This window comes from Thioalkalivibrio thiocyanoxidans ARh2 (assembly GCF_000385215.1).
In the GTDB taxonomy this organism is placed as follows: domain Bacteria; phylum Pseudomonadota; class Gammaproteobacteria; order Ectothiorhodospirales; family Ectothiorhodospiraceae; genus Thioalkalivibrio; species Thioalkalivibrio thiocyanoxidans.
In genome coordinates this window covers 38,467-60,242 of the sequence record NZ_ARQK01000049.1, presented here as the reverse complement: position 1 = coordinate 60,242, position 21,776 = coordinate 38,467, and the positions used below count along the sequence as shown (strand labels likewise).

The 21,776-nt window shown below is 69.1% G+C and carries 22 protein-coding genes; 10 read left to right on the top strand and 12 right to left on the bottom strand.

The features are described from left to right. Nucleotides 1-25: 25 nt before the first annotated feature. Genes nadD through G372_RS0106875 form a run of 4 tightly spaced genes read left to right on the top strand, consistent with a single transcriptional unit; the run spans nt 26 to nt 2,155 of the window. Nucleotides 26-676: a nicotinate-nucleotide adenylyltransferase gene (nadD, locus tag G372_RS0106890; protein ID WP_019624777.1), complete on the top strand. Its 651-nt coding sequence runs from the start codon at nt 26-28 to the stop codon at nt 674-676. Nucleotides 677-683: 7 nt separating this feature from the next. Further along, a complete protein-coding gene (gene rsfS, locus G372_RS0106885; RefSeq protein ID WP_019624776.1) occupies nt 684-1,076 on the top strand; it encodes a ribosome silencing factor in 393 nt (130 codons plus the stop codon). 15 nt (nt 1,077-1,091) lie between these two features. Continuing rightward, nucleotides 1,092-1,562: a 23S rRNA (pseudouridine(1915)-N(3))-methyltransferase RlmH gene (gene rlmH / locus G372_RS0106880; RefSeq protein WP_019624775.1), complete on the top strand. Its 471-nt coding sequence runs from the start codon at nt 1,092-1,094 to the stop codon at nt 1,560-1,562. Continuing rightward, nucleotides 1,559-2,155 carry a Maf family protein gene (locus tag G372_RS0106875; RefSeq protein WP_019624774.1) on the top strand — a complete coding sequence of 199 codons (597 nt, stop codon included), beginning with the start codon at nt 1,559-1,561 and terminating at the stop codon, nt 2,153-2,155. Before rlmH ends, G372_RS0106875 begins: the two co-directional genes overlap by 4 nt. A gap of 10 nt (nt 2,156-2,165) precedes the next feature. Here the strand turns inward: G372_RS0106875 and G372_RS0106870 are convergent, their stop codons facing one another. The 5 genes from G372_RS0106870 to glgA form a co-directional block, all read right to left on the bottom strand. Then, a complete protein-coding gene (locus G372_RS0106870; RefSeq protein WP_019624773.1) occupies nt 2,166-3,593 on the bottom strand; it encodes a sigma-54-dependent transcriptional regulator in 1,428 nt (475 codons plus the stop codon). Beyond that, on the bottom strand, nt 3,590-5,224 hold the full coding sequence (locus G372_RS0106865; protein ID WP_019624772.1) for a sensor histidine kinase: 1,635 nt from the start codon (nt 5,222-5,224) through the stop codon (nt 3,590-3,592). Before G372_RS0106865 ends, G372_RS0106870 begins: the two co-directional genes overlap by 4 nt. A 21-nt stretch (nt 5,225-5,245) precedes the next feature. Further along, nucleotides 5,246-5,527, bottom strand: coding sequence for a PP0621 family protein (locus tag G372_RS0106860; RefSeq protein WP_018864753.1), 282 nt, complete (start codon nt 5,525-5,527; stop codon nt 5,246-5,248). 68 nt (nt 5,528-5,595) lie between these two features. Then, nucleotides 5,596-8,436, bottom strand: coding sequence for a phosphoenolpyruvate carboxylase (gene ppc / locus G372_RS0106855; RefSeq protein WP_019624771.1), 2,841 nt, complete (start codon nt 8,434-8,436; stop codon nt 5,596-5,598). An 84-nt stretch (nt 8,437-8,520) separates the two neighbouring features. Continuing rightward, nucleotides 8,521-9,996 carry a glycogen synthase GlgA gene (gene glgA, locus G372_RS0106850; RefSeq protein ID WP_019624770.1) on the bottom strand — a complete coding sequence of 492 codons (1,476 nt, stop codon included), beginning with the start codon at nt 9,994-9,996 and terminating at the stop codon, nt 8,521-8,523. Nucleotides 9,997-10,153: 157 nt separating this feature from the next. Between glgA and pgi the strand changes: the two genes are divergently transcribed. Further along, on the top strand, nt 10,154-11,812 hold the full coding sequence (gene pgi, locus G372_RS0106845) for a glucose-6-phosphate isomerase (RefSeq protein ID WP_019624769.1): 1,659 nt from the start codon (nt 10,154-10,156) through the stop codon (nt 11,810-11,812). A 19-nt stretch (nt 11,813-11,831) separates the two neighbouring features. Here the strand turns inward: pgi and G372_RS0106840 are convergent, their stop codons facing one another. Next, a complete protein-coding gene (locus G372_RS0106840) occupies nt 11,832-12,698 on the bottom strand; it encodes a bifunctional nuclease domain-containing protein (RefSeq protein WP_018864757.1) in 867 nt (288 codons plus the stop codon). Between the two features lie 90 nt (nt 12,699-12,788). Between G372_RS0106840 and G372_RS0106835 the strand changes: the two genes are divergently transcribed. Then, nucleotides 12,789-13,388, top strand: coding sequence for a DUF938 domain-containing protein (locus G372_RS0106835; RefSeq protein WP_019624768.1), 600 nt, complete (start codon nt 12,789-12,791; stop codon nt 13,386-13,388). Nucleotides 13,389-13,418: 30 nt separating this feature from the next. Here G372_RS0106835 and G372_RS0106830 read toward each other — a convergent pair whose 3' ends face one another. Together G372_RS0106830 and G372_RS0106825 are read right to left on the bottom strand one after the other, a co-directional pair. Further along, nucleotides 13,419-13,838, bottom strand: a complete 420-nt coding sequence (locus tag G372_RS0106830; protein WP_019624767.1) for a DNA polymerase III subunit chi — start codon at nt 13,836-13,838, stop codon at nt 13,419-13,421. A 16-nt stretch (nt 13,839-13,854) separates the two neighbouring features. Further along, nucleotides 13,855-15,333, bottom strand: coding sequence for a leucyl aminopeptidase (locus G372_RS0106825; protein ID WP_019624766.1), 1,479 nt, complete (start codon nt 15,331-15,333; stop codon nt 13,855-13,857). An 89-nt stretch (nt 15,334-15,422) separates the two neighbouring features. Between G372_RS0106825 and lptF the strand changes: the two genes are divergently transcribed. From lptF to G372_RS0106810, 3 genes are read left to right on the top strand one after another with little or no spacing between them, the layout of a single operon-like run. After that, nucleotides 15,423-16,538, top strand: coding sequence for an LPS export ABC transporter permease LptF (gene lptF / locus G372_RS0106820; RefSeq protein ID WP_018864761.1), 1,116 nt, complete (start codon nt 15,423-15,425; stop codon nt 16,536-16,538). Beyond that, the gene (gene lptG / locus G372_RS0106815) at nt 16,535-17,608 is read left to right on the top strand and encodes an LPS export ABC transporter permease LptG (RefSeq protein ID WP_018864762.1); all 1,074 of its coding nucleotides are present in this window, start codon (nt 16,535-16,537) and stop codon (nt 17,606-17,608) included. The genes lptF and lptG overlap by 4 nt, the downstream gene beginning before the upstream one ends. Further along, nucleotides 17,605-18,261, top strand: a complete 657-nt coding sequence (locus tag G372_RS0106810; RefSeq protein WP_019624765.1) for a GDSL-type esterase/lipase family protein — start codon at nt 17,605-17,607, stop codon at nt 18,259-18,261. Before lptG ends, G372_RS0106810 begins: the two co-directional genes overlap by 4 nt. A gap of 43 nt (nt 18,262-18,304) precedes the next feature. On the opposite strand, the gene G372_RS0106805 is transcribed toward G372_RS0106810, so the two are convergent. After that, complete coding sequence (locus G372_RS0106805) at nt 18,305-18,841, bottom strand: RDD family protein (protein WP_019624764.1); 537 nt, start codon at nt 18,839-18,841, stop codon at nt 18,305-18,307. Nucleotides 18,842-18,903: 62 nt separating this feature from the next. On the opposite strand from G372_RS0106805, the gene G372_RS0106800 reads away from it, so the two are divergent. After that, a complete protein-coding gene (locus G372_RS0106800) occupies nt 18,904-19,269 on the top strand; it encodes a PilZ domain-containing protein (protein ID WP_018864765.1) in 366 nt (121 codons plus the stop codon). A 51-nt stretch (nt 19,270-19,320) separates the two neighbouring features. Here G372_RS0106800 and moeA read toward each other — a convergent pair whose 3' ends face one another. The 3 genes from moeA to mobA form a co-directional block, all read right to left on the bottom strand. Next, nucleotides 19,321-20,565 (bottom strand): molybdopterin molybdotransferase MoeA, encoded by a 1,245-nt coding sequence (gene moeA / locus G372_RS0106795; protein WP_019624763.1) that lies wholly within the window; start codon nt 20,563-20,565, stop codon nt 19,321-19,323. A gap of 19 nt (nt 20,566-20,584) precedes the next feature. Next, nucleotides 20,585-21,121 carry a molybdopterin-guanine dinucleotide biosynthesis protein B gene (gene mobB / locus G372_RS0106790; protein ID WP_019624762.1) on the bottom strand — a complete coding sequence of 179 codons (537 nt, stop codon included), beginning with the start codon at nt 21,119-21,121 and terminating at the stop codon, nt 20,585-20,587. Between the two features lie 76 nt (nt 21,122-21,197). Next, nucleotides 21,198-21,764 (bottom strand): molybdenum cofactor guanylyltransferase MobA, encoded by a 567-nt coding sequence (gene mobA, locus G372_RS0106785; protein ID WP_019624761.1) that lies wholly within the window; start codon nt 21,762-21,764, stop codon nt 21,198-21,200. Nucleotides 21,765-21,776 lie beyond the last annotated feature (12 nt).

Below are 21,776 nucleotides of genomic sequence, written 5' to 3'. Positions count from 1 at the left end.
AGCGTCTCCCTGGGGCGATGCCCGCGTGATCGGGATTCTCGGCGGCACCTTCGACCCGATCCACTTCGGCCACCTGCGCCCGGCCCTGGAGATCCAGCAGCACCTGGGCCTGGAGCGGGTGCATTTCATCCCCTGCCACGTGCCGCCGCACCGCGCGAGCCCGGGCACCGGCAGCGATGACCGTCTGGCGATGGTGGAGCGGGCGATCCGCGATGTGCCCGGCTTCGTGGCCGACCGCCGCGAGCTGGACCGCGAAGGGCCCTCCTACACGGTCGATACCCTGCTGAGCTTTCGCGAGGAACTGGGGCCGGAGGCCCCGCTGGTGCTGATCATGGGCATGGACGCCTTCGCCGGTCTGCCGTCGTGGAACCGCTGGGAACAGCTGTTCGAGCTGGCGCATATCGTGGTCTCGCACCGCCCGGGCAGTCCCGCCTCGCAGGAACTGGGTGGCTGGCTGGGCAACGCGGCCACCCATGATCCGGCCGCGTTGCGCTCCAGTCCGGCGGGCCGGGTGTACTTCCAGCCGGTGACCCAGCTCGATATCTCCGCCACGGCCATCCGCGACGAGCTGCGCGCCGGTCGCAGCCCGCGCTTCCTGCTGCCCGGGGCCGTCAACCGCTACATTCAGGACCACGGCCTGTACCGGGCCGGGGCCAACCGACATCACGGAACCTGATCGACAGATGAACAGCGAACAACTGCTTGAACTCGTGACCGCCGCGCTGGAAGACATCAAGGCGCAGAACATCCGCACCCTCGATGTGCGTGGCAAGACTACACTGGCCGACTTCATGGTGATCGCCTCCGGGACCTCCGGGCGGCATGTGCAGTCGGCCGCTGAATCGGTCGCGCTCGAGGCGAAGAAGGCCGGCATCCAGCCGCTGGGGGTCGAGGGCCAGGAGAGTCAGGAGTGGGTACTGGTGGACCTGAACGACGTGATCGTCCACGTGATGCTCCCGGAGACCCGCGACTTCTACAACCTGGAAAAGCTCTGGCTGGCCGAGGAGGCCGCGGATACCGAAAAGGCCGCCCCGGAAGACCCCAGCCTGGAGCGCGTCCGCCGCCTGCGCGGCTGACCGCCGAGCGCAGCCATGCGCCTGGACCTGATCGCGATCGGCAAGCGCATGCCCGACTGGGTGGCAGCCGGTTTCGATGAATATGCCGGTCGTCTCCCGCGCGAGTTGAACCTGAACCTGCAGGCCCTGGCCGGCCCCTCCGGGGCCAAGTCCATGGATACGGCCACGCTGCTGCGACGCGAGGGCGAGATCCTGCTGAAGGCCATCCCCGAGGGCGCCCGCGTGATCCTGCTGGACGAACGCGGCAAGGGCGTGGACACCAAGGGCGTCGCGCGGCGCCTGGCGGACTGGCAGCGGGACGGGCGCGATGTCGCACTGGTGATCGGCGGGGCCGCCGGACTCGATGACGCCGTGCGTGCCCGCGCGGAATGGGCCTGGTCGCTGTCGCCGCTGACCTTCCCGCACATGCTGGTACGGGTGCTGGTCGCCGAGCAGCTCTACCGCGCCTGGTCGCTGCTGAACAACCATCCCTACCATCGCGCGTGACGCCCGTGCCGCATCCGCTGCTGCTGGCCTCCGCCTCCCCGCGCCGCCGCGAACTGCTGGAGCAGATCCAGCTCGCCTTCGAGGTGGCCCCGATGGACGTGGACGAGACGCCGCGCCCGGGCGAGTCACCGGAGGTGCTGGTCGAGCGCCTCGCCATCGCCAAGGCGGAGGCGGCCCTCGAGCGCGGCATCCCGGGGCAGTGGGTGCTGGCGGCGGATACCGTGGTGGTCGTGGATGACGAGGCCCTGGGAAAGCCCGCGGATTTCGCCGATGCCGCGGCCATGCTGCAGCGCCTCTCCGGCGGGGAGCACCGGGTGGTGTCCGGGATGGCGCTGGGCCGGCCCGGTGAATCCATGCGGGCGCGCACCGTGACGACCCGCGTACGCATGCGGCCGCTGACGCCATCCGACATCGAGCGTTACTGGGCGACGGGCGAGCCGCGCGGCAAGGCCGGGGCCTATGCGATCCAGGGGCGCGGTGCCGCCTTTGTCGAATGGATCGCCGGTTCCTATACCAATGTGGTCGGGCTTCCGCTGTTCGAACTGGAGCAGTGGCTGGCGGAGATCCCCGACCCGCCGCTGCGCCGCGCCTGATACGTCCCTCTCACTCGATCCCAAGCTTCTTGAGTCGATAGCGCAGCTGGCGAAAGCTGAGCCCGAGCAGGCGTGCCGCCGCCGTGCGGTTGCCGCCGGTCTGCTGCAGGGCCGTGGCGATGGCCTGGCGTTCCTGCTCGGCCAGGCGCTGGTCCAGGGCGACGTCGTCCGCCGTTGCCGTCGGTATCTCGCGCCGGGGCGGGGGGGGTACAAAGCCCGGGGCCTCGGCCGATGGCAAGGGTTCGCCATGTGCGGAACGGGGTAGGTCAATGCTGTCGGCGTGAATCGTGGGGCCCTCGCTGAGGGTGGCCGCGCGTTCGAGGATGTTCTCCAGTTCGCGCACGTTCCCCGGGAAGGGATGCCGGGCCAGGGCCTCGAGCGCGTCCGGCGCCAGGTCCAGCGGTTCGGTACTCCACTGCTCGCTGATCCGGGCCAGCACGGACTGGGCCAGCGCCGGGATGTCCTCGCGCCGTTCGCGCAGGGCGGGGACCTTCAGTTCGATCACGTTCAGGCGGTAGTAGAGATCCTGGCGGAAGCGCCCCTCGGTCACCGCGCGCTCCAGGTCGTGGTGCGTGGCCGACAACAGGCGCACGTCTACCGGGATCTCGCGCGTGCCCCCGACGGGCTTGATCGCGCGTTCCTGGATCGCGCGCAGCAGCTTGACCTGCATGGGCAGCGGCAGGTCGGCGACCTCGTCGAGAAACAGCGTGCCGCCGCTGGCGGCCTGGAACAGCCCGGTGTGATCTTGCGTGGCCCCGGTGAAGGCCCCCTTGCGGTGGCCGAAGAACTCGCTCTCCATCAGTTCGCCGGGGATCGCCCCGCAATTGACCGGCACGAACGGGCGATCGCTGCGCGGCCCCAGGCGATGGATCTCGCGCGCCACCAGCTCCTTTCCGGAGCCGGATTCGCCGCGGATGAACACCGGCGCCTGGCTGCGCGCCAGCTTCTGGATCGTCGCGCGCAGGCTCTGCATCGGCGGGGCCTGACCGAGCAGGGGGCTGTCGGTGCGGGTGCTGGTGGCGACCACCGGGGCTGTGTCGGCATTGAGTGCGCCGGGCAGGTCGGGGGCGGGTTCCATTCGCAGCGCGGTGTCGATCAGTTCGCGCAGCTGCTGCAGGTCCACCGGCTTGCTGACGAAGTCGAATGCGCCCAGCTTCAGGGCCTGGACGGCGGTGTCCACGCTCCCATGGGCGGTGATCACGGCCACGGGAAGGTCCGGGCGCTTCCCCTGGATGTGGCGCACCAGGTCCAGCCCGTCGCCATCGGGCAGGCGCATGTCGGTCAGGCAGAGATCGAAGTCCTGCTTGGCGAGCAGTTCGCGCGCCCCGTTCAGGCGTTCGGTCGTGGTGGCCTCGATCCCCATGCGGGAGAGGGTGATCTCGAGGAGTTCGCAGATGTCCGGTTCGTCGTCCACGACCAGGACGTGGCGAATGCTCATGCGCGTTCCCTCGCGGACTCCGTCGACGATGCTTCCGTGCTGCCTTCAGTCGGGGCGAACAGGATGCGGAAGCACCCGCCGGTGGGTGTGCTGACGTATTCCAGGGTTGCCCCGTTGTTCTCGCACAACATGCGCGAGATGTACAGGCCCAGCCCGGAGCCCCCGTTGCTGCCCGAGACGAACGGTTCGAACAGGTCGGAACGCTGGTCCGGCGGAATGCCGGGACCCGCGTCGAGCACGTCGAGGCTGACAACACGGGCGACCTGCCCGGCCCCGCCACGCAGCACGATCGGCGGTGCGCCCGGCTGGTCGTGGCCACCGTGCACGCGGGCATTGGTGCACAGGTTCCACAGGACCTGGTTCAACTGCGACGGGTCGAACAGCACCTCGGAGTCATGCGGCTCGACCCTGGCGTGCAGCGCGACGCGAGGGATCTGCATCGCGCCGCAGAATTCGTCGACGAAGCGGTCGAGAAACTCCTGCAGGTTCAGGCGCTCGCGTTGCCCGGTATCGCGCCGCGACAGGCTCAGCACGTTGGAGATCAGCTCGTTCACGCGCTTGCTCTGCTTGTTGATGATGGTCAGCAGGCGCTGGTCGGGTCGGGTCAGCTGGGGCGATTCGGCGAGCAGCTGGGCGCTGTGACTGATCGCACCCAGCGGGTTGCGGATCTCGTGCGCGATGCTCGCGGTCAGCCGACCTAGGGCCTGCAGCTTGCTGGCCTGCGCCTGGCGCTGGATCTCCGCGAGATCCTCGAGGATCAGCAGCGTCCCGCGCTCGCCCAGAGGAGTCAGGCGGACCTGCAGGGCGGGCTGGTCACGATCCCCCGGCAGCTGTTGCGTGTCCGTGCGCATCCCGGCCTTTTGCCATTGCTCGACCAGCCGGGCCAGCGAGGGCGAGATCGCGGCGAGCTGGCGGCCGGGACGGGGCGGGAGCAGGCGGCGAGCGGCCTCGTTGATCGAGCGGATCTCGCCATCCGGGTCGACCGCGATGACCCCGGCGCTCATGCGCGCGATGATCTGGGCGTTGAGCTCGGCGAGACTGGCAAGGTCCTCTTCCTGACGCTCGACCTGGGCGCGGGTCGCCCCCGCGCGGCGTGCGACGTGCCGCGCCAGCAGCCCGGCGGCAAAGAGCGTGGCACCGAGCAGCCCGGCCTGTGTCAGGCCCGAGCCATCCTGGCCCAGCAGGACAATCGCGGCTGCTTCGGCTGTGAGCAGGCCCAGGGTGGCCACGGCCGCCAGCGACAGGCTCAGGCGTCCGCCGGAGAGCAGGGTGGCGGCCACCACCGCGGGGATCAGCAACAGGCCGATGCCGGTGCCTACACCACCGGCGACCAGGACCAGCGCGACCAGGCTGATCGTGTCGCCAATCCCGCCCAGCAGCGCCAGGGTCGCCAGGCTGGTCGTGGCGGGATCGCGGGTCGGGTGCCAGGTCATCGCCGCGACAAACAGCGCAAAGACCAGATAGCCGCCGGCGACTGCCGGATACATCTCCGGGGCCGCGGCGTGCAGCCCCACCGGACCCTCGGGGATTAGTCCCAGGATCAGCAGGACGCTGGCGACAAAGACTCGATAGAGTGCGAACAGCCAGGCCGAGCGGCGCGTGTCGGCATCAAGCGCGATGGGCTCCCCCATGAATGCCGACCTCCCGGTCAGTCAGTCGGGGCCCGAGTCGGAGCCGGACCCGGTGTTCTGCCGGTTGCGGTCGACCTGGGCGTGTTGCGGGGAGCAGTACAGGCGATCGCCATCGCGGTAGGCCTCGGCCTCCGGGACGTGTACGCCACAGAAGGCACAGCGGATCACCGCACCGCCTTCCTTCAGGCGCTCGGGGCGGGCGTCGCGCGAGACGGGCTTCTTGCGTGCGCCGGTGGAGCGCACCAGGGTGCGGACCGCCAGAAAGATGGCGACGATGGCAACAATGAGCAGCAGCAGGCGCATGCTGCGATTCTAACGCATGGATGTGCGCGCCGCCCCCACGGGTCGGCAGGGGCAGTGGGTAGCGCCGTTCAGCCGGTGTTGCGCATCCCGGCGGCGATGGCGTTGATCGAGCGCAGCAGGGGCGACAGCCAGGGGTTGTCCGCGCCGTCGTCGGCGTGGGCGTCGAACTGGCGGGACTCGCGCAGCAGGTGGATCTGGATGCTGTTGAGCGGGTCCAGATACGGGTTGCGCCGTTGCAGCGAGCGCGCCAGGAGCGGTGTCTCGTTCATCAGGTTGTCCAGCCGGGCCACGCGCAGGACCTCGTTGACCGTGCGCGTGTGTTCCTCGCGCACGCGCGAGTACAGCCGCTCGGCCAGTTCCGGGTCGCTGCAAAGGCGCGCGTACTCGGCCGCGGTGCGCATGTCGGCCTTGGTGAGCGCCATCTGGCAGTTCGACAGCAGGGAGCGGAAGAACGGCCATTCCTGGTACATCCGCTGCAGCTGTTCCAGACGTTCCGGGTTGTCGCCGCGCCACTGTTGCAGGGCTGAACCGATCCCGTACCAGGCAGGCAGGGTATGGCGTGACTGCGCCCAGCCGAACACCCAGGGTATTGCGCGGATCGAGCTCTTGGAGCGATCCGTCTTGCGCCGGTGCGAGGGGCGCGAGCCGATATTCAGGAAGCCGATCTCCTGTACCGGCGTGATCTCGTAGAAGTAGTCGAGGATCCCCGGGGTGCGGTCGATCAGGTCGCGGTAGGCGTCCTCGCCGGCGCGGGCCAGTTCGTCCATGGTCGCGCGGTAGTCATCGCGGTCCTGGCGCGCCGGGCGGATCAGGCTGCGCGAGGCGAGCATCAATCCCGTCGCGCCCATGCCCAGTTCGTAGACCGCCGTCTCCACGTTGGAGTACTTGTACGACAGCACCTCGCCCTGCTCGGTGAACTTGATCCGGCCCTGCACGGTGGCCGGGGGCTGGGCGAGAATGGATTCGTGGGTCGGGCCGCCGCCGCGCCCGACGGTGCCGCCACGCCCGTGGAACAGCTGGCAGCGCACGCCGAAGCGGTCGGTGATACCGACGATCTTCTTCTGGGCCTCGTAGAGGTTCCAGGAGGAGGCGAGGATGCCACCGTCCTTGCACGAGTCGGAGTAGCCGAGCATCACGTCCTGGATGTTGCCGGAGGCGGCCAGCAGGCGGGCATACACGGGGTTGGACAGCAGGCCTTCCAGCACGTCCTCGACATGCAGCAGGTCTTCGATGGTCTCGAACAGCGGCGAGATGCGCAGGTGACAGAACGGCTCGCCGTTCTCGTCCTCGCCGGCCAGACCCGCCAGGCGGCCCAGCAGCAGGACCTCCAATACATGCGAGGCGGCGTGGGTCATCGAGATCACGTAGGTGCCGATGCCATTCGGGCCGATCTCGCGACGCATCGCCTGGATGACCTCGAACACGCGCAGGGTCTCCAGCGCGCTCTCGCCGAGGGCCTCGCGGTTCAGCTCGGGCAGTGACGGGGCTGCAATCAGGTCACTCAGCACCTTCTGGCGGCCGGTCTCGTCCAGCGCGTTGTAGTCGTCTTCCGGGGCCAGTTGCTGCAGCAACTGGGTGACGGCCTCGCTGTGGACCGTGGACTCCTGGCGCACATCCAGGTGGTGCAGGTGGAAGCCGCAGGTCTCGACCAGGCGGATCAGGTCGGTCAGCGCGCCGGAGGCGATGTTGCGGTCGCCATGGCTGATCAGCGAGTCGCGGATCAGGTTCAGGTCCTGCAGGAAGGCATCGGCGTTGGCGTAGGTGCTGTTGGTCGGCAGTACGGCCGCCTCGCCCTGGATGCGGCGGCAGACCGTCCCCAGCGTCTCGCGCAGGCGATAGCGCATGATGTACAGCTTGCGCCGGTAGGGTTCGCTCTCGAAGCGGTCGGAGGCGCCATGGAAGACGGCGTTGGCGATGTTGCTGTCGGCGTCCAGGCTGTCGAGGAATACCTGTGACGGCTGGCACATGTAGGCCGAGTGGGTCAGGACATTGCGCAGGTGGTTCACCCGCTTGATGTATTCACGCAGGACCTGCTCCATCGCCAGGCGGCAGGCCAGTTCGGTGACTTCCGGGGTGACGTTCGGGTTGCCGTCGCGGTCACTGCCGATCCAGGAACCGAAGTGCAGAAAGGCCGGGATGCGCACCGGCAGGCTGCCGTCGGCGTGCACGCCGTAGATGCGCCGGATCGCCTTCTCCAGGAAGCGGTAGGACTGCGGTATCGCCTCGAACAGGCTCTCCTCGAAATAGAACAGCCCGTACTTGATCTCGTCCTGCACCTGCGGCTTTTTCACGCGCACTTCGTTGGTGCGCCACAACAACTGGATCTGGGTCTCCAGCTCCTCGATGATGAGCCGGCGTTCGTCCTCGCCCAGCCCCGGCTGGTTGAGGCGGTCGGCTGTCTCGAACACCCGGCGCTGGTTCTCCATCGTGGTCCGGCGACGGGCCTCGGTGGGGTGCGCGGTGAACACCGGCTGGTAGTGGAGTTCCGAGAGAAGCTGCTCCAGCTCGGCGGCGGTCACGCCCTCGTCGTGCAGTTCGCGCAGCGTCTGGTCGAACGAGCCGGTCCACAGCGGTTCGCCGCTGGAGACCTGGGCGCGCCGCCAGCGGTAGAACAGGTCCTCCTCGGCGATGTTGACCAGGCTGAAGTAGATGCTGAACGCTCGGATTACGCGCTCGGTCAGGGCCGCATCGAAGTGCGTGATGTCCGCCATCAGGCGCTGGCGCAGCTCAGGGTCTTCTTCCTTGCGCAGGCTCACAAAACCACGGCGGAGTTTTTCCACCGCGTCGAACACGGTCTGGCCTTCCAGCTTGCGGATCACGTTACCCAGCAGTTCGCCGAACAGGCGCACGCGGGCGCGCAGTTCCTTGTCCTTGGGCAGGAATCGGTCGTCTTGGTCGCTCTGAGTCATAGGCCCTTCTGCAAGCACAAGGCCGGCGCTGGGCCGGCCTTGGGGATCGTTGCACGCGCGAAAAGACCATTATTATAGCGCAGATCAGGCCGTCGTAGCCTGGCGCTTGCGGGGAGCCAGCTGGCGATACAGGGCGAGGTAGCACTCGGCGCTGGTGCCCCAGTCGAATTCCTGGCTCATGCCGGTGCGCTGGAGCTGTTCCCAGCGCCCGTCGGCGCGCTGGTGGTAGAGCTCGAGGGCGCGTTCCAGGCTCTGTGTCAGCGCACTGACCGTGTCCGGCGTGAAGCTGAACCCGGTGGCCGTGCCATCGGCCAGGTGCTCGGCAGTGGCGTCCACTACGGTGTCCGCCAGACCCCCGGTGGCATGCACCACCGGCGGGGTGCCGTAGCGCAGGCTGTACATCTGGTTCAGGCCGCAAGGCTCGAAGCGCGAGGGCATCAGAAACAGGTCGGAACCGGCCTCGATCTGGTGCGCCAGCGGCTCGTCGTAGCCGATATGTACCCCGACGCGGCCGGTGTAGGTCCGCGCCAGGGCGCCGGTCGCGTGCTCCAGGTCCTTCTGTCCGGAACCGACCAATGCGAGCTGCACGCGACCGGCCTCCAGCAACGGGGTGCAGGCCGCATGGATCAGGTCCACGCCCTTTTGCTCGACCATGCGCCCGACATGCCCGAGCAGCGGTACGTCGGGGTCCACGTCCAGTCCCATGCGTTTTTGCAGGGCGGCCTTGTTCTCGGCCTTGCCGGCCAGGTCCTCTGCCGAGTAGTGCCGGGCGATATGGCGATCGCGGGAGGGATCCCAGGCGCGGTAGTCGACCCCGTTCAGGATGCCGTAGAGATCCTCGGCGCGGGCGCGCAGCACGCCGTCCAGGCCCATGCCCGATTCCGGTTCCTGGATCTCGCCGGCGTAGGTGGGCGAGACGGTGGTGATGGCATCGGCGAACACCAGCCCGGCCTTCATGAACGACAACTGGTCGTGAAACTCCAGGGCGTCCGGGGTCCATAAATCGGACGGCAGTCCCAGATCGTCCATCGCCTGCGCCGGGAACAGGCCCTGATAGGCGAGGTTGTGGATCGTGAAGATCGTTCGCGGGCGCGGGGCGCCGCTGCGTTCGGGGTCCAGGAATATGGGGACCAGGCCGGTCTGCCAGTCATTCAGGTGCACCAGTTCCGGTGCCCAGTCGAGCCCGGCCTCGTCGCGGGCGATGGCCGTGATCGCCCGGGCGAACCCGGCGAAACGCTGGGCGTTGTCCGGCCAGTCCATGCCATTGCTGGCGCTGTAGGGGTTGCCGGCCCGCTGGAAATACTCCGGCCAGTCGACCAGGTAGACAGGCAGTTTGGTACCGGGCAGATGGCCCTCAATCAGCTGCCAGGGCGCATCTGGGGGCCCGGGCAGGGGTTGCGCGTGGGCCAGCTGGCTGCAGGCCTCCGGATAGCCGGGCACGACCAGCCGCACGTCCTGCCGACGCCGGCGCAGGGCGACGGGCAGGCTGGCGCTGACGTCGGCGAGGCCCCCGGTCTTGGTCAGGCCGTAGGCCTCGCTGCTGGCGAAAAGGATGCGCATGATATTTCCCTGGTGGAACCGGAAGCCCCGGTTGCGTTTCCAAGAGTGTAACGCAGGCGCCCGCGGCAATATGGAACGGGGTGGCCCGCAGGGCGGGGGCATTGAACCGCCGGATCGAGCACTGCAATCTGGGAACACTATCGCGAGGAGCACACGGATGGCGTCAGGGAACCGATCGGTACGGCACGATGATCTGGCTGGACATGCGGAGCGACTGAACGAGCACCCCCTGCGAAGCCTGCTGGAACAGGATGCGGGCCGGGTGCAGCGGGATGTGCAGGCGATCGCGGGGCTGCGGCTGGACTGGACGCGCCAGCGGCTGGACGGCCCGGCCTGGCAGGCCCTGACGGCGCATGCGGAGCATTGCGGTGTGGCCGGGGCGCTGGAACGCCTGTTCGCGGGCGAGCGTGTGAATACCACCGAAGGGCGCGCGGCCCTGCATTCGGCGCTGCGCCTGCCGCCCGGGGCTCGCTGCGAGGTCGAAGGCGAGGATCTGGCCCGGCCGGTGCACGCCGAACTCGAGCGCATGGAGACCTTCGTGCGCCGGGTCCACGCGGGCGAACACACGGGCTACACCGCCCGGCCGATCCGGCGCGTGATCAATATCGGCATCGGCGGCTCCGACCTGGGGCCACGCATGGTCTGCCGTGCACTGGCCGCGCATGCCCGGCCGACCGCCGAGGGTGGTCCCCTGACCGTGCGCTTTGTCTCCAACGTGGATGGTGCCGCGCTGTCCGCCGAGCTGCGCGAGGCCGACCCCGAGACGACCCTGTTCATCGTCGCCTCCAAGACCTTCGGTACGCAGGAGACCCTGACCAATGCCCGCGCCGCGCGCGACTGGCTGCTCGGCCGTTTTCCCGAGGAGGCGGTCGCGCGCCATTTCGTCGCGGTGTCCACCGCGCGCGAGCGGGTGGTGGAGTTCGGGATCGACCCGGCCAACATGTTTGGCTTTTGGGACTGGGTTGGCGGCCGCTATTCGGTGTGGTCGGTGATCGGTCTGCCGGTAGCGCTGCTGCTGGGCATGGACGGCTTTCGCGCCTTCCTCGGCGGGGCGCATGCGATGGACGAGCACGTGCGCGGCACGACCCTGGCCGGCAATGCCGCCGTGCGCATGGCCCTGGTCGATTACTGGAACCAGAACCTGCTGGGGGCCTGCGCCCGCGCGGTCCTGCCCTATGACGAGCGCCTGGCCCTGCTGCCCGCCTATCTGCAGCAGGCGGAGATGGAGAGTCTCGGCAAGCGGGTGCGGCTGGACGGCCGGCCGGTGGAGGAGGAGACCGGCAGTATCGTCTGGGGGGCGGTCGGCACTGATGGCCAGCACGCGTTCTTCCAGCTGCTGCATCAGGGCACGCGGGTGATCCCGGCGGAATTCATCGGCGTGGCCCGGCCGGAGCACGATCTGCCGGCCCAGCACCCGCTGCTGCTGGCGAACCTGGTGGCGCAGGCGCAGGCCCTGGCGCTGGGCAAGGACGAGGACGCGGTGCGCGCGGAGATGGCCGCGGCCGGGGTCGCCCCCGAGCAGATCGATGCCCTGGCCCCGCACCGCACCTTCCCGGGCAACCGGCCGAGCACCGTGATCCTGCTGGAGCAGCTCGACCCGGCCACGTTCGGGGCACTGATCGCGCTGTACGAGCACAAGATCTATGTGCTCGCGACGCTCTGGGGCATCAATGCCTTCGACCAGTGGGGCGTGGAGCTTGGCAAGCAGCTGGCCGGCGAGGCCCTGCAGGCCCTGCGCGGCGAGGGTGGGCAGCCGGACGCGGCCACCGCCGCGACGCTGGACTGGCTGCGCCCGCGGCTGCCGGCTGCCGACTGATTCCTTTCCCGGAGATCCGCTACACGGCCAGGGCGTCGTCCGCCTCCTCGATCTGCGGGACGTCGGTGGGCAGGGTGATGGTCTGTTCCTCGCCGTCCAGCCAGAAGCGGATCTCCGCCTCTTCGCCATCCGGGGTCTCGGAGACCGCATCCAGGAACTCGATCGGGGTCTCGGGTGTTTGCCCGTTCACCTCCAGGATCAGCGCGCCCTGCGCCAGGCCGGCGGCTGCGGCCGCGCCCTGGGCGCGGCTGACCAGCACGCCGGGTTCATCCGGCAGTTCCAGTGCCTCGCGCAGGTCGTCGCGCACCGCGATCACGGTGATACCGAGCGCGGTCACCACCTCGTCGTCACCGGGCGGGCTGTATTCGAACGGCACGTCGGCCTCGAGGACGTCGGGCGACACCGCAATCGTGGCCCCGGTGCGCACGGCCAGGGCCAGGCCGTCACTGGGGCGGGTGTCGACGTAGCGCGGCTCGTCCTCGCCCTCCACACGCAGTTCCAGCCAGCCGAGGTAGGTGCCGTCGACCAGGCCGTCAACGATCACGCGTTCCAGGGTCGCATCCAGCTCTTCCAGCAGGTCGATCATCAGGTCGTGCGTCTGCGGGCGCGACAGCTGGACCTCGTGCATCGCCAGCAGGATGGACTGCGCCTGCTCGGGGCCGATCACGATCGGTACCACGTCGCCGGAGTCGGGGTCACGCAGCAGGGCGATCGGGGCGCCGGTCTGGGCGTCCATGCCGACGGTCGCCAGTTCCACTGGCAGCACGCGTTCCAGCGCCTCCGGATCGACTTCGCGGGCGAGGGCGTCACTGACGGCAAGCACCAGGGCGAGCGCCAGCGAAAGCAGCAGGAGCCGGGGCCAGGCAAACCAGCGGGGATGCGACATGGGGCGGGCCTGTGGTCAGGATGTCCCTCGATCATGGCAGTCCGTCCCGGGTGCGTCCAGAATGACCCGAAATCCGATGCAGGAGAGATGATGTCCCGCCACAAGCCCCATGCCCCGGCCGCGGAGGAGAACCGCGACCCCATCCTGTCCGTGCTGCGCGCGCGTTTTGCGGCACCCGGGCGCGTACTGGAGGTCGGGGCAGGAACGGGGCAGCACGCGGTGTATTTCGCCGGTGCCCTGCCACACCTCGACTGGCTCCCGAGCGATGTCGCGGAGAATCTTCCGGGGGTGGAGGCTTGGCGGGCGGACGCGGCGCTGCCGAATCTGCGGGCGCCGGTGGCGCTGGACGTGCTGGCCGACCCCTGGCCCGAGGGGCCGTTCGACTACGTCTACAGCGCGAATACCGTGCACATCATGCACTGGCCGGCGGTCGAGGCCTTTTTTGCCGGCGTGGGGCGGGTGCTGGCGCCGGGCGGGGTCTTCGCCCTGTACGGTCCGTTCGCGCATGACGGCGTGCACACGGCGGCGTCCAATGCCCGTTTCGACGCGATGCTGCGCCAGCAGGACCCGGGCATGGGCGTGCGCGACCGCGCCGATCTGGACGCGCTGGCGGGGCAGCATGGACTCGGTCGGGCCGAGGTGGTGGAGATGCCGGTCAACAACCAGGTGCTGATCTGGCACAAGGCCTGAAGGGTCCGTGTTTCCCTGGCGTGGTGCGTGTCAGATGTTGTGGTGCTTCAGCGGGTAGCCGCGTTCCTTGAAGTAGCGATAGCGGGCGCGGCCCGCCTCGCGCGCCGACTCCTCGCCGCCGACGATATCCGCGACGCGCTCGAAGCGCCCGCAGTACTGCGGCACCTCCGGCGCCAGGTTGATCAGCACATCGCAGCGATCCGACGGGGCATGGGCCTCGTGCAGGGAGACCGGGACGTCCGCGTCGCGCACGTCGGTGCTGTGTGGCAGGAAGGCGGTGTCCTCGAAGGTCCACAGCCACTCGTCCAGCGTGCGCGTCAGCTCTGGCGAGCCGGTGTGGATGTGCACGCGATGCCCTTGGCCGCTGGCCTTTTTCGCCAGGCGGCAGGTGAAGCGCAGGCGCGCCTCCGGGTCCGGGTCCTGCAGCAGGTAGAAGCTGACGTGGGTCATCCGCGCCCGACCCGGATCAGGCCTGGTCGAGCAGGTAGCGCATCAGCATCGGCACCGGGCGGCCGGTCGCGCCCTTCTCCTTGCCGCTCTTCCAGGCCACGCCGGCGATGTCGACATGCGCCCAGGTGTAGTCCTCGGTATAGCGCGACAGGAAGCAGGCGGCGGTGATGGTGCCGGCCGGACGCCCGCCGATATTGGCCATGTCGGCAAAATTGCTCTTCAGCTGTTCCTGGTACTCCGGCCACAGCGGGAGCTGCCAGCCGCGATCGCCGGTCTCCTCGCCGGCGGCCAGCAGGCCCTTCGCCAGGCGCTCGTTGTTGCCCAGGATCGCCGCCCCCTGGTGGCCCAGGGCGATGATGCAGGCCCCGGTCAGCGTGGCGATGTCGATGACCGCCTTCGGCTTGTAGCGCTCCACCCAGGTCAGCGCATCGGCCAGTACCAGGCGGCCCTCGGCGTCGGTGTTCAGGATCTCGACGGTCTGCCCGGACAGCGTGGTGACGATGTCGCCGGGGCGCGTTGCGCGGCCGTCGGGCATGTTCTCGGCACTGGTGACCACGCCGACCACATTGACCGGCAGCCCCAGCTCGCAGCAGGCCTCGATCACCCCGAACACGCTGGCGGCGCCGCACATGTCGTACTTCATCTCGTCCATCTCGGCACCAGGCTTCAGCGAGATGCCGCCGGTGTCGAAGGTGATGCCCTTGCCGACCAGCACCACCGGGGCGTCGCCCTTCTTGCCGCCGGAGTACTCCATCGCGATCAGGCGCGGTGGGCGCTCGGAACCCTTGCCCACCGCCAGGATGGCCCCGGCGCCGAGTTTCTCCAGGTCCTTCTCGTCCAGCACCGTGGCCTTCAGCTGCTTGTACTGCTTCGCCATCTCGCGGGCGGTGTCGGCCAGGCTCTCCGGGTAGCAGACATTCGGCGGGGTGTTGCCCAGGTCCTTCGCGCGGTTCACGCCGGTGGCGATCGCCGCGGCCTCGGTGCAGGCCTTTTTCGCGGCCTCGGCGTCTTTGCGCTCCACGCACAGCTGGATCTTGGCCAGCTTCACCGGAGTGGTCTTCTCCTTGCCCTTGAACGGGGTGAAGCGGTAGGCGGCCTCCGCGATCGCCGCGACCAGGGTGTGCACCACCCAGGCGATGTCCTTGCCGCGCGGCTGGAAGTCCGCGACCGCGATCGCGGCGCTGGTGGCCGGGCGCTCGACCAGCGCGGCGGCCAGGGCCTGCGCCGCCTTGCGCGCGGCGCGGGCGTCGAAGTCCTTCTTCGCACCCAGGCCAATCAGGAGTGCGCTACCCTTGCTGCCACTGCCGGGTAGCAACAAGCGGCTGCCGGCGTCGCCATCCATCTCGCCGGCCTTCAGCAGGGCCGCGATCTCGCCGTCGCGCACGGCATCCAGGGCGCTGGCGCCCGCGGCCGGCTTGCGCTTGTGGACGATCCCGGCGGCGCGGATGCCGGCGCGGGGTTTGTCGAGGGTCGAGGTGGTGACGGAGAATTGCATCAAATGCCTCCCGAAAATGAGTCCGAGCATGTTACCAGCGCCGAGCGGCGCCCGACCACGCGTCGCGTCCGACGCGGGGTGACGGGCGCATGATCCTGCGTCGCGCCGAGCGCTTCATCGCCCGCGAGCTGTGGCTGACCCAGGCCGCGGTGAGCGTGGTCCTGCTGCTGGTCATTATCGGCGGTGTGCTGGCGCGGGTACTGCGCGACGTCGCCGAGGGCAGCCTGCCGGTCGATTTCCTCCCCGGGATGGTCGCGTTCGGGGCGTTCAAGGGCATCGTCTTTCTCTGGCCGGTCGCATTGTTTCTGGCGTTCATGCTGGTGTTCGGGCGCATGCAGCGCGACAGCGAGATGACCGCGCTGCAGGCCAGCGGGATGTCGTTCGCGGCCCTCTACCGTGCGTTGTTCTGGGTGGCGGCCCCGGCCGCGATCCTGTTGCTGGTGCTGATGACCATGGTCGTGCCCCGCACCGAGGCGCAGATCGACCAGCTGCGCGACCTGGCCGAGCAGCGCTCCGACTTGGTGGGGATTGCCCCGGGCCGGTTCCTGCGTTCGCGGGTGGGCGACCAGGTCTTCTTTGCCGAGCGCATGAGCGAGGACCGCGAGGCCTTGCTGGAGGTCTTCATCTATCGCGAGGTGGACGGCGAGTCGCAGATCACCGTGGCCGAGCGCGCGGTGCCCGATCCCGACGCCGAGGGCAGCGGCTTCCTGCTGCTGGAGAACGGCTACCGGTATGTAGGCGAGCCCGGTACCGCGAGCTTCCGCATGCTGGAGTTCGAGCGTCTGCGCACCCAGATCACCGAGCCGGATCCAACCACGCGGCGCGCCAGCCTGGATGCGTTGCCGACCGCCGCGTTGTGGGCGCAGCGCGACGACCCCGAAGCCCGCGCCGAGCTGGAATGGCGTCTGGCGATGCCGCTGTCGATCCTGGTGCTGGCATTGCTCGCGCTGCCGCTGGCACAGGTGCCGCCCCGCACGGGGCGCTATGCGCGCATCCCCGCCGCGATCGGCGTGTACGTGCTGTACGCGAACTTCCTGATCCTCGGGCAGGGGCAGCTGGCCGACGGCCGCACACCGCTGGCCCTGGGGCTGTGGTGGACCCACGGCCTGATGCTGCTGTTGTGGGTGGGCCTGGCCTGGCACAAGGGCCTGCTGCGACTGCGACCGGCCACGCCCCGGCTGCGGGATGCCGGAGGGACCTCATGACCACGGTGCTGGGGCGCTATGTGATCCGCCAGGTGCTGATCGGCACCTCGCTGGCCGTCGTGCTGCTGGTTGCGCTGGATGCGGTGTTCGCGATGATCGACGAGCTGCGCGACACCGGCACCGGCGACTATGGGGTGGCCGAGGCGATGCTCTACGTGGCCCTGACTCTGCCGCGGCGGATGTACGAAATGCTGCCCCCGGCCGCACTGGTCGGCGGGCTCTTGTGGCTCGGCAACCTGGCCGCGAACAGCGAACTGACGGCGATGCGGGCCGCGGGCATGACCCTGGGCCGGTTCATCGCCTGGGTGCTGCAGGCCGGGTTGGTTGTGGTGATGGTAATGCTCGTTATCGGCGAGTTCTTTGCCCCGGCCTCCGAGACGCATGCCCAGGCACTGAAGGCCTCGGCCTTCGACGAGGAGATCAGTGTGGGCTCCATGGGGCTTTGGGCGCGTGATGGTCAGCGGATGATCCATGCCGAATCGGTGCTGGCCGGGAATCAGCTGATGGGTGTGCGCATCATCGAGTTCACCGGTGATCGCGAGCCGAGTCAGATTACCCGCGCGGCGCGGGCGCAGTACGGCGACGGCGACTGGCGTCTGGAGGACGTGGAGCGTTCGCGCCTGTCGCATGAGCGTGTGGTCACCGAGCACCGGGCGGAGGAGACGATCGATCGGCTGATCGCGCCCGAGTATTTCGATGTGCTGGTGGTCGAGCCGAGCCAGATGGCCGCGCTCGATCTGTCCCGCTATATCGACTATTTGCGCGAGAACCGGCTGGACGCGGCCCCGTACGAGGTCGCGTTCTGGCAGCGCTTCACCCTTCCGGCCAGCACCTTCGTGATGCTGCTGCTGGCGATCCCGTTCCTGTTCGGCTCGCAGCGCGAGGGCGGTGCTGGCCAGCGCCTGTTCATCGGGATCGCGATCGGGGTTTCGTTCGTGATCGTGATGCGGGCCATCACCCACCTCGGGCTGGTGTACAACCTGCCACCGCTGCTGGCTGCCAGTCTGCCGGTGCTGCTGTTCCTGGTGATTGCCCTTCTCGCCCTGCGGCGTACGGCGGCACGGGCATGATGGCCTGGTCGCGGCGGCTGTTTCTCGCAGGCGGGATGGCCGGGCTGCTGGCCCTGCTCGCCGGCTGTGGCGGCAGCGGACCCGGTGACCTGGATCCGCTGCCGCGCGCGGCCACCGTGCTGGCGTTCGGGGACAGCGTGACCCACGGGACCGGCGCCTCGCGCGGCGAGGATTTTCCGGCGCGGCTGGCCGAGATCACCGGCTGGCAGGTGGTGAACGACGGTGTACCGGGCGACCGGGCGGACAGCGCGCGCGACCGGCTGGGCCCGAGCCTGCGCGAGCACGATCCCGATCTGGTGATCATCGGCCTCGGCGGCAATGACTTCCTGCGCCAGCGTGCCGCGTCGGCGGTCAAGGAGGACCTGCGGGCCCTGATCCACGAGGTGCGCAACCATGGTGCCCAGCCGCTGCTGATTGGTGTGCCCTCGGCCTCGGCCTTTGCGGCGGCGACGGGACGCCTGCGCGACGACGGCATCTATGGGGAGCTGGCGCGCGAGGAAGATGTCCCGCTGATCGGCGGGGTGCTGTCGGGGGTGCTCTCGAATGGTGATCTACGTGCGGACCGCATCCACCCCAATGCGGCGGGCTATCAGCAAATGGCGGAACAAATCGCCGACGGGCTGGAGGATCTTGGCCTGTGGCTTGCCCCCTGATGTAAAGGACCCTGCGGGCTCCGTGGCCGCCGGCGGCCACGGCTCAGTCCGTCTTGTCCTTTTTCCAGCGTGGCTTGGCCAGGCCCGGGATGCGCACCAGCTCGGTACCGGACAGCCAGTCGTGCAGCATCCAGCGCCGCGGATGGAACTGCGACAGCCCCAGCGCGAAGATCGCCGCGGCGGTGACCGCCACGGTCGCCACGGCGCCGTGCTGGCGTACCGCCCAGATCGCCATCAGTATCACTAGCCACTGGGCGGCTGCCACCAGATAGCGCAGCGTGGCCTGCCAGGCGGTGACCGGCTGACCATGCTCGGTGCGCAGCTGGATGTTCCAGGTCTGCATGCCCAGCGTCTGCCCGGTGCGTGTCCAGAACCAGAAAAACAACGCCCAGCCCACGAACAGGTTGGCGATGAAATGCACACGGGTGGAGTACCAGCCGGTCAGGTTGCCCAGTGCCACCACGATCATGCCCAGCACCATCCAGATTGCGACCAGCAACAGGGCGTCGTAGATGATTGCGCCGAAGCGGCGCAGCAGGCCGGCGGGCAGGCCTTCGATATTCTTGGGGTCTTGGCTCATGGGCAGGGTCGGGTTCGGGGCACGGGTTGGTGGAATGGGCAAGGAGCGCGTAGTCTTCCTGTATGGAGCGACGGTTTCAACGTATCCCCCTGGAGTTTCCGGCCACCCTGATCCATGCGAACGGGGAGTGTCCCGTGCGCGTCGAGGATATCTCGCTGCGCGGTGTCCTGGTCGAGGGGTCGCAGATCCCCGTACTGGAGTCGGGTGCGGAGGTTACGCTGGACATCCCATTGTCCGACGAGGCGCGCATCGCGTTCGAGGGCCGCGCGCGCTGGCAGGAGGGCCTGTGGCTGGGGCTCGAGATCGAGGCGATGCCGCTGGAATCGGCGACGCACCTGCGCCGGCTAGTCGAGCTCAATCTGGGCGACGAGGCCCTGCTGGAGCGCGAGTTTGCCGCCATGGCCGAGTCCATCCCGACCCGCGAGTAGGTCCGCCCTCCAGGTGGAGCCTCCGGTCCGCATCCATCGAGGATGCGGCGATCAGAACACCTCCCGGAACGGGAGCACCTCCACCCATTCGCCCACGCGCGCCCCGTCGGACTCGCGCGGCAGCACGATGTAGGCATTGGCCTCGCTCATCGCGCGCAGCTGGTGCGAGCTCTGGCCGCCGGCCGAACGTACGACCCATCCACGCTCATCGGTGGCGAGCACCGCCCGCTGGAAGTCCTTGCGCCCGGGGGTCTTGCGCAGGTCCTCCACCAGGCGCGCGCTGATGGTGTGCGGCGGCGTGGTGTCGCGTCCGGCCAGGGCCTGCAGGGCAGGGCGTACCAGCAGCGCGAAGGTCGTCATTACCGCCACCGGGTTGCCGGGCAGGCCCAGGAAGTGGGCGTTGCCGAAACGCCCGAAGGCCAGCGGGCGGCCGGGCTTGATCGCGATCTTCCAGAAGCCGACCTGCCCCGAGGCCTGCAGCACGCGGGTCACGTGGTCGGCGTCGCCGACCGAGACCCCACCGGTGGTAATGATCAGGTCCGCCTCCTGTCCGGCGCGCTCCAGCGCCTCGCGCACCGCCGCCTCGGTATCGCGGATCACGCCGTAGTCCAGCGCCTCGACCGGGTAGGACGCCAGCAGCGCGCGCAGGGTGTGGCGATTGGAGTCGTGGATCTGGCCCGGGCCCAGCGGCTCGCCCAGCGGCACCAGCTCGTCGCCGGTGGAGAAGAACGCGACGCGCGGCTTGCGCAGCACGCGCAGTTCCGCGATCCCCTGGCTGGCCAGTACGCCGATCTCGGCGGCGCCAATGACCTGCCCCTGGTTGAACAGAGCGGTACCGCGGGCAGTGTCGCTGCCCGGGCCGCGGATGTTGTGCCCGAACGCAAGGCCGCCGTTGTGCAGGCGGATCCCGGTCTCGCCGACGCGCTCGATCTGCTCCTGCATGATCACGACGTCGGCCCCCTCCGGGACCACGGCGCCGGTCAGGATGCGCACGCACTGGCCCGGTGCCACCGTGCCGTCCCAGGGGTGCCCGGCGGCCGAGGTCCCGGCCAGCATCAGCTCGCGGCCCTCGACCGCGTCGCCGGCACGCAGGGCATAGCCATCCATGGCGGAGACCGCGGCCGGCGGGACGTCGATGCGGGCGGCGATCGGTTCGGCCAGGGTGCGGCCGAGGGCCGATGCCAGCGGCACCGTCTCGGATTCGGCCAGCGCATCGCAGGCCTGCAGGATGGCCGCGCGCGCCTGCTCCAGGGTCAGGGCGTTGGGGTCGAACTCGTCGCAGCTGGGCACGGACATGGCGCTCGGCGTCTCCGGATCAGGGGTGCAGGTTGAAGTAGTCGATGATGAAGCGGGCGACCGCATCGGGGTCGTTGATCGGCAGCAGGGGGCCGTCGAAGTCCAGTTCGGTGGCATCGGTCGCGACCGCGATCACGCCGGGGACCTCCGGGTAGAGCGGGGGCTTGCCGACAGAGGGACGGTGGATCTCGATCTTCGGAAAATCGGCCTGCTTGAAGCCCTCGACCAGGATCAGGTCCGTGCGCTCCGGGTCCAGGTGCGAGCAGAGCATGTCCAGGTCCGGCGCGCGGCCATCGTCGGTCTCCGGGGTCTCCACCATCAGCGCATAGCGGCGGCAGGAGGCGACCAGCATCTGGTCCGCGCCGGCGTGGCGCAGCTCGTAGCTGTCCTTGCCGGGGGTGTCCACATCGAAGGCGTGATGGGCATGCTTGATCACGGCCGGGCGCTGGCCGCGGGCGCGCAGGGCGGGGATCACCGCCTTGAGCAGAGTGGTTTTGCCACTGCCGCTCCAGGCGGCAAAGCCGATGCGCGGGAGGTTGGTCGGGTGCTGGGTCATGGCGGTATGCTTGCGTTTCCTTGAGCCCGCCCGAGTATAGCGACAACTGGTTGTAGCGGAACGGGGGAATGGACGCTCAACGGACCAGATCCTCGGGGGTGTTGAGATTGACGAAGGCCCCGGGCTGGTCGGAGAAGTCGACCACGGTCGCACCGATATCGCGGAACCAGCGGCCGACCGCCAGCGATCTACCCGCGAGGTCCGCCTCCAGGCGCGCGGCCAGCCCGGGCCCGAGCAGGGCGAACAGCGGTTGCAGGCGATCACCGTCGTGGGCGATCGCGGCCTGGGCATCGCCGGCTTCCAGTGTCTGACTCAGGCGTTTGGCCAGGTCCGTTGGCAGGTGCGGGGCGTCCACCGGGACACAGAGCAGGGTGTGCCCGGGGTAGTGCGCCCATGCCGTGGCGATGCCGGCCAGCGGTCCGGGATAGTCCGGGCGGGTATCCGGCAGACAGGGAAACCCCAGCGCGCGATAACGGTCGATATCGGTGTTGGCGCTGATCACGATGGAGTCCACTTGCGGCCGGAGGCGTTCGATCACCTGTTCCACCAGTGGGTGGCCCTGGTACTCCACCCAGCCCTTGTTGCGCCCGCCCATGCGCTGCCCCCGCCCGCCGGCCAGGATCAGGCCGAGTGGCCGATGCATTGCCTTGTTCGT